The sequence below is a fragment of the Lacimonas salitolerans genome, from assembly GCF_042677865.1.
Classification (GTDB): Bacteria; Pseudomonadota; Alphaproteobacteria; order Rhodobacterales; family Rhodobacteraceae; genus Lutimaribacter; species Lutimaribacter salitolerans.
The window spans coordinates 1-5,922 of sequence record NZ_JBHUDD010000120.1 but is presented as its reverse complement, the minus strand read 5'-3'; the positions used below and the strand labels follow the sequence as shown (position 1 = coordinate 5,922).

The window sequence follows — 5,922 nt, the reverse complement described above, 5'->3', positions numbered from 1 at the left end:
GTCCCTGGGCATCGCGGGTATTGCAACCGTTTCGAGCCAGCGCAGACACCCCAACTTGCTCGTCGGATCACACAGACGGTTGAGCTGAATTAGTTCCATAATCTAACAACCGTTTATCACGGCCTAATGACAGCCAGGCTCAACGAGACGGGATATCGCAGCCCCCCAGACGTGCGTTGCAACCCGCAGGCCAGGCGGGTCACGGGCGAAACTGAACGAACGGTTTCTTGCAAAAGTCTTTCTGCGCGGCGTTCTCTGGCCCTGAACCCGCTTCACGAACGTCAAGATGCGCCTGGCTCGGCTCCAGACCCAAAGCCATGAGGATCTGCTGGGCAAGAAGACCCGTGCGCCCGATACCTGCCGCGCAATGCACGATCATGCGCCGTCCTTCATGTAGACCCGCGCAAATTTCCATAATGAGCCCCTGAAACTCGGCTTCATCCTGAGGCAGTTCCCGATCGGGGATGGGGTGGTCTCTTCGTGTCAAGGATAACGCGTCTGACAGTCTGGCCTGAGCATATTCGGGTGACATGGCCTTTATGTCTTCATCAGTGACAAGGCAGACAATGTCTGTTGCACCAACATTCTCGGCTGAACCCAGAAAGACGGCCAGTTTTTCAAACCGCCCGGGCATTGCCGTCAGCCAGATGCGGCCGGGCACGTTTTCGGGAAGCGGCAAGGGGCGCAATGTGCCGTCTGCTTGGGTCATGGCCCACTATTTCCTTCGTTGACGCTGCTGAAAGTCTGCAGCTGGTGGCAAGCTAAAAAAGGGGCGTGCGTCACCGGCCCCGAGGGCAGGGCGCAGCGGTGTCCTGAGCCTGATCCATGCGGTTTTATGATGACGCCGGTTTGACAACATCAAGCCGAGATCATGGCCTGTGCTAGGCCATGTAGCTTTGCGTCACCCGCGGCGAGAACTTGCGGCCCGCTATCAAGGCGCAAGGGGCGGCCTTGCCAGTCGGTCACGCGGCCGCCTGCGCCCTCGATGATGGGGGCAAAGGGTGCCCAGTCATGAAGAGCCAGCGCGGTATCAAGCGCAAGATCTATCCGACCAGATGCCAGCAAACCGTAGGCCATGCAGGAGGCTCCCCAAACCCGCCAGGCGGTGGCGCCTCGCAGAGCATCGAGCGCCGGCCGTTCCGTCACATCAAAGAAATCCGGATTGCTGGAGGACATGATCGCGTTCTTCATCGCCAGCCCTTTGCGCGTCTGGCAGATTGTTGTTTTGTCAAGGTGGTAACAAAGGGTCTGCTGGCCTGCCGCGCCCACCCAGCGCTGCCCCGTCACATGCATGTCAATGATCCCCAGAACGGGCACGCCGCCCTGCAAGAGCGCGATCAACGTTCCGTGCATCGGCACGCCGGCAACAAAGGCCGCTGTTCCGTCGATCGGGTCCAACACCCAGATTTGATCGGCGTCGGGTATGATGTTTTGCCCCTCCTCCCCCATGATCCCGTGCTGCGGAAACCGCGTGCGGATCATCTCGCGCAAGCGCACTTCAACAGCGCGGTCCGTGGCGGTAACAAAACTGCGGTCGGCTTTGAGTTCGACTTGCGGCACAGCCGCTTGTGCAACCATCTTGCGCGCGACATCGGCCAATTCCATGGCAAAGGCAATCATCGGGGTCTCTTCTTTCAGCCGGTCCTGCGCACCCTGTTTACTGTTTTAAAAACCCGGCGCAGCTGACTGTCGGCAGGGGCAAAGGCGATCATGCTTGCCTGCCGATGAGCCGCGCCCGAAGCCGCCCGCTGATAACATCGATGACTGCCACGGTGACGAGGATCATGAGAACAATCGCAGAAACCTCGCGCCAAGCGCTGAGCATCATTCGGTCCATCAGAAAAAATCCGATGCCGCCCGCGCCGACGACGCCAAGAATGGTTGCTGAGCGAACATTCGATTCCAGAAAATAAAGCGCATTGCCAAGCAGAACGGGAAAGACCTGCGGCAGCGCCCCAAATCGCGCAACCCCTAGAGGGCCCGCGCCGGTAGCCCGCACGCCGCGCGTTTGCTCGCGATCGATGTTCTCCAGCGCTTCCGATGTCAGCTTTGTCAGCACGGCCGTATCGTTGACGGCAATCGCCAAAATGCCCGCAAACGGCCCCAGCCCAACCACCGAGACAAAGAAGATGGCCCAAATCAGTGCGTCAAGCCCGCGCACCACATCCGAAGAGCGCCGCAGAATGAAGCGTAGCGGGCCGAAAGGCATGATGTTGCGAGCTCCCATGAAGCCAAGCGGTATTGCAAGCACTGCCGCAACCAGCGTCCCAAGGAAGGCCATTGCCAGCGTCTCGCCGATCGCTTTCAGATAAACCCATTCCTGCCCGTTCAGCACGGGGGGAACCATCAACGCGAAGGTCGTCCCAAGGCGCGAGCCCCCAGCGACCAAGCGGCTCCATCCAAAGCCAAGCTGCTCCAGCCCCAGAAAAAAGAAAACAATGCCAATCATGATCAAGGCCCAACGCACCCATGCGCGCGGTCCTCGCGGCGGAAACAGTTCCGGGCGCTTGGCGCGCCAATGGGATGTTGCACGCTTCATCGCGAGCTCAGCCCTTCGCGGCCAATCATGCGACCGCGCAGCCAGCTTGATGCCGTGTCCACGACGATCACGGCCGCAATAAGCAAAAGCGCGATGGCTGAGGCGTCTGTAAGCTTGAACTGCTTGATCGCGCTGTAGAGCTCTTGCCCGATCCCACCCGCACCGACGAAGCCCAGAACAGAGGCAGCGCGCACGTTGATCTCAAGTCGCAGCAACAGATAGGCCAGATAGTCTGGTGCGACTTGGGGCGTGACACCCCAAACCATGGTTTGGGCCCAGCTTGCCCCGGTTGCCCGGATGCCGCGCACCTGCTCCCCATCTGCATTCTCCGCCACATCCGCAAAAAGCTTGCCGAGCGCGCCGAAACTGTGAATTGCAATGGCCAGAACCCCGGCTAGAGGGCCAATACCGAAGGCATAAACAAAGAGAACGGCGAACACTAGCTCGGGCACGGTTCGCGCTATTTCAAGAACTCTGCGCGCGGTAAAACAGGCCAGCGGCGACGGCGTGAGGCTACGTGCCGCGAGGAATGAGAAGACATAGGCGCCGGCAACGCCAAAGATCGTTGCATAAATCGCGATCAGAATGGTCTGCCACAGCGCCTTTAGCCATGAGCCAACATTCCAGTACCAGCGCGCCATGTCGGCTGCAAAGGTCTCTAGCGAAAGCTGGGGGACCATCCGCCCGAAATAGCTGCCAAAACGTGGAAGGCGCTCCCACAAGCGAGCGAGGTCAACCTCTCCGAGGTTGGCGGCGGCCCCTATCGTTATGGCCATGATGCCCAGCCCGACGGCCCAGTTGCGCCAGACCCGGCGCTGCTCGGTTCGCCAGGCTGCGGCAAAGCGCGCGCGGTGCACAAGCTCGCTCACGCGGCTTCCTGCAATGCGTCGCGGCTGCCATAGATGGTGAGCAGCGCCTCTTCGTCCAGCGCTGCGACACTGCCGTCGAAAACCACCCGCCCCTGCGACAGCCCAATCACCCGATCGCACCATGCGCGCGTGAGCGGAACCGAGTGAAGGTTGCAGATTACCGTAATGTTGCGCTCGCGATTGATCTTGCGCAGCGCGCTCATCACACCCTCTGCGTTGAGCGGGTCGAGCGATGCCACAGGCTCGTCGGCAAGAATGATGCGGGGCTCTTGCACCAAGGCGCGGGCGATGGCCACACGCTGCTGTTGCCCGCCTGACAATTGGTCAGCCCTTTTGAGAGCATGCGCATCCATCTCGAGCGCTGCCAACGCGTCGATGGCCGCATCGCGATCACTGTCCGAAAACCATCCAAAAAGCTTTGCCGCGCGCGGCGGAAAGTCGAGCCTGCCAGTCATGGCATTGGTCAAAACGTCGAGCCGCTGAACAAGATTGAAGCGTTGAAAAATCATCGCCGTCTGGCGCCGCCATGCGCGCAACTCGGCGCCGCGAAGCTTTGCAATATCGCGCCCCTCGTTCATGATTTCGCCTTCGCTCGGGTCGATAAGGCGGTTGATCATGTTCAGGAGCGTCGACTTGCCCGCCCCCGAACGCCCGATAACCGCGATCATCTCTCCCTGTTCGACCGTCAGCGACACATCGCTGACGGCCTGAGTATTGCCGAAACGGCGGCCCACACCCTGAAGGCGAAGACTCATATTCTCGCCCCCTCGTTGCGGTTTACTGGCGCTTTTCGGCCTGACGGATGGCAACGAAGGGGTCGTAGGCCTCGGGTTGCACCAGAGCAAAGCCGCCAAAGACATCCTTGGTAACAACCTCGTACACCTCGGGTGCGGAGTAGCGCATGTTGATGAAGCATTCCGACATCTTGGCCTTCATGTCATCGGGGTAGCTCTTGCGCGTTGTGAAGGGAGCGTTCGGCGCCATCGGGGATTCGTGGATGAAGCGAATATCTTCAAGCTTGATGAGGCCGTTGCCCGCTGCGCGAGTATGCGAGCCTGCCGCGGGCGAATAATACCAGTTGGTCGTTGCATCAATCGTGCCCTGCACAACCGACACCAGGCCGTTGTCATGGCTGCCAGTCTGCACGAGCGCCCCGAAATGGATGGGCTCGTTGGCCTCGTTCACGTAACCGATTTCGCGGAAATGCTGCATGGGCAGAACATAACCCGAGGTCGAGGTCGGCGTGCCCCAGCCCAAAGTCTTGCCTTTCAGGTCTTCGAGCGTCTGGTAGGGGCTGTCGGCCTTCACCGCGATCACCCATTTGTAGCCAAGGTCGTTTTGCGGCGATACGTCCATCGCAACGGGCACCACATCGCCGTCAAGCAGGTCATGAACGATCGCGTACTGGGCCGGGCCATACCATGCCAGCTGCACGTCACCCTGCACCATCGACTCGATGATCGCCGAATAGTCGTTGCCGATACGCACAACAACTTCCTCGATGCCAAGGCACTCTGCGAGGTAGGGCGCCATTGCACCCCAACGCTGCGCGGCGCTTTGCTGGTTTTCCCCGGTCGAAAGGCCGAAGGTGAGGGTTGAGTATGTCTCGCGCCAGTCTTCCTGTGCGAAAGACGGGGCAGCGGCGAAAGAGGCGAGGACAATCGCGGAGGCTAAGTAGGCAGTGCGGTTCATCATGAACTCCTGAAGATATAGCTAGTTGGGACCCGATCTCCTTGACGCGTAAGTGCTAGATGTAACATGGAAGTGACGACCTTCTATTCATTTGAAATTATGCATCGGCGCCATGGGGCGGTGACCAGAGCCCTGATGCGTGCCGAGCCAAAGCCCGAATGCGCAGCTTTTCGAGAATGGCAGGTTGCGGCCCGTTGCTGCCGGTCGGTCGTCCCGAAAGCTGCATCGTTGTTTCCCGGCATCATGCTCTCCGCCGCGCTCCGCGCCGCCGCTGACCGCTCGGCCCCTCGATCCCCATCTTCGACAGTTAATCTTGCAAGTAATTGATATTGTTGACGCCCGTTTGGCGTTTGTGTGACGACAGACAGCGTCAGTTGGGTTTCGGTAGGCTCAGGGCGTCGAAGAGGTTGAGTTGCTCCGGGGTGGTTGTGCTGGTGCCGTTGAAGGTGCGCGCGCCGATATGGGCGGTGTGTTTCTGGATGCGGGCGAGGAGGTCGAGTGCCGCTCTGGGGCTGGCGGTGTGGCCCTTTGCCTTAAGGCGCATGCGCATGACGCGGTAGAGGACGAGGGCGAGGAAGCAGATGAGGGCGTGGGCCCGGATACGATCTGGGAGCCGATGGTGGACCGGCGCGATCTCGATGTCGGATTTGAGCACACGGAATCCGCGCTCGATATCGGCCAATGCCCGGTAGCGCTCCACGGCTTCGGCGGGGGACAGGTCTGGAGCGTTGGTGATCAGCGCGAGCCGGCCGTCGAAGAGTTGGGCCTGGGTGACGGCCGGCTCGTCCACCGACCAGGAGAAGCGCTCGGCGGTGAAGTCGG

Annotated in this window: 7 protein-coding genes; all 7 read right to left on the bottom strand. The window is 60.4% G+C overall.

What is annotated here, in order from left to right; genetic code table 11:
• Positions 1 to 199: 199 nt before the first annotated feature.
• On the bottom strand, positions 200 to 709 hold the full coding sequence (locus ACFTOW_RS14035; protein ID WP_379916763.1) for a phosphatase domain-containing protein: 510 nt from the start codon (positions 707 to 709) through the stop codon (positions 200 to 202).
• A 149-nt stretch (positions 710 to 858) separates the two neighbouring features.
• Positions 859 to 1,620, bottom strand: coding sequence for an inositol monophosphatase family protein (locus ACFTOW_RS14030; protein WP_379916761.1), 762 nt, complete (start codon positions 1,618 to 1,620; stop codon positions 859 to 861).
• A gap of 88 nt (positions 1,621 to 1,708) precedes the next feature.
• On the bottom strand, positions 1,709 to 2,539 hold the full coding sequence (gene phnE / locus ACFTOW_RS14025) for a phosphonate ABC transporter, permease protein PhnE (RefSeq protein ID WP_379916759.1): 831 nt from the start codon (positions 2,537 to 2,539) through the stop codon (positions 1,709 to 1,711).
• Positions 2,536 to 3,408, bottom strand: a complete 873-nt coding sequence (gene phnE / locus ACFTOW_RS14020; RefSeq protein ID WP_379916757.1) for a phosphonate ABC transporter, permease protein PhnE — start codon at positions 3,406 to 3,408, stop codon at positions 2,536 to 2,538. Before phnE (ACFTOW_RS14020) ends, phnE (ACFTOW_RS14025) begins: the two co-directional genes overlap by 4 nt.
• Positions 3,405 to 4,163 (bottom strand): phosphonate ABC transporter ATP-binding protein, encoded by a 759-nt coding sequence (gene phnC, locus ACFTOW_RS14015; protein ID WP_379916755.1) that lies wholly within the window; start codon positions 4,161 to 4,163, stop codon positions 3,405 to 3,407. The genes phnE (ACFTOW_RS14020) and phnC overlap by 4 nt, the downstream gene beginning before the upstream one ends.
• Positions 4,164 to 4,185: 22 nt before the next feature.
• Positions 4,186 to 5,100 (bottom strand): phosphate/phosphite/phosphonate ABC transporter substrate-binding protein, encoded by a 915-nt coding sequence (gene phnD, locus ACFTOW_RS14010; RefSeq protein WP_379916753.1) that lies wholly within the window; start codon positions 5,098 to 5,100, stop codon positions 4,186 to 4,188.
• Between the two features lie 370 nt (positions 5,101 to 5,470).
• The coding region (locus ACFTOW_RS14005; RefSeq protein ID WP_379916751.1) for an IS1634 family transposase at positions 5,471 to 5,922 on the bottom strand (452 nt) is incomplete at its 5' end.

Bases quoted from the DNA above. Each gene is read 5' to 3' on its own strand.
- phnE (WP_379916759.1), bottom strand. From the start codon at position 2,539: ATGAAGCGTGCAACATCCCATTGGCGCGCCAAGCGCCCGGAACTGTTT.
- ACFTOW_RS14035 (WP_379916763.1), bottom strand. From the start codon at position 709: ATGACCCAAGCAGACGGCACATTGCGCCCCTTGCCGCTTCCCGAAAAC.
- phnD (WP_379916753.1), bottom strand. From the start codon at position 5,100: ATGAACCGCACTGCCTACTTAGCCTCCGCGATTGTCCTCGCCTCTTTC.
- phnC (WP_379916755.1), bottom strand. From the start codon at position 4,163: ATGAGTCTTCGCCTTCAGGGTGTGGGCCGCCGTTTCGGCAATACTCAG.
- ACFTOW_RS14030 (WP_379916761.1), bottom strand. From the start codon at position 1,620: ATGATTGCCTTTGCCATGGAATTGGCCGATGTCGCGCGCAAGATGGTT.